The sequence below is a fragment of the Aeromonas media genome (assembly GCF_000819985.1).
In the GTDB taxonomy this organism is placed as follows: domain Bacteria; phylum Pseudomonadota; class Gammaproteobacteria; order Enterobacterales; family Aeromonadaceae; genus Aeromonas; species Aeromonas media.
In genome coordinates, this window is record NZ_CDBZ01000004.1 from 1 (window position 1) to 616 (window position 616).

A 616-nucleotide genomic window follows, 5' to 3' on the forward strand; every position below is an offset into this window, starting at 1 on the left:
ACGTAATTGGGACATAGCCTTTTTTATGGCACTTTGCGCCTGGCCTACGCCCCCTTTACGCCCCCTTGGCCCTGTGCTCCCGGGTTTTTTGCTGGCATGAAACTGCCCGCTTGAGCGGGCCATCGGCCCTCTGGCGGTGTATATCACACCTTGTGCGGAGTCATGTCATGAAGAGCGCTCGGCCTGTTTGAGACTGCGCTGGCTACCCATTCGGGGTGAGCCAGTTTACAACCGCCGGTGTAGAGTGGGGGTCCAATGCCTCGGAGCCCACCATGTCTCGCTATCACTTCTTCAAACAAGGTCAGTCATTTACCTATCTCGATACTTGGGCGGTCAGTTATGACGATGAGCGTCGCCAACTGGTCGAGCAGGGGTTTGTGACTGTCGTTGCCCCCTCTTTTGCCGATACCCCGACCGAGGCGCTGATGCTGTTGCAGGATCATGAGGCGCTGGAAGAGGAGCGCAGGGTGCACAATCCGTGGTACACGGTCGCCGGCATTCTCGGCCTGCTGGAGATGAGCTGATGGCCCTGTTTGGCAAGGGGGCCGGCGTTGCCACGTTGCTGCGCTGGTCTGTCTTGAAAGGGCCGCTCTGTCGCGCAATGCTGATCAGTTAA

1 protein-coding gene is annotated in these 616 nt (G+C 58.4%); it reads left to right on the top strand.

All coding sequences use genetic code 11. From position 1 onward, the window contains the following. Positions 1-272: 272 nt before the first annotated feature. Positions 273-524: a hypothetical protein gene (locus tag BN1127_RS00265; RefSeq protein ID WP_052833525.1), complete on the top strand. Its 252-nt coding sequence runs from the start codon at positions 273-275 to the stop codon at positions 522-524. Positions 525-616: the final 92 nt, after the last annotated feature.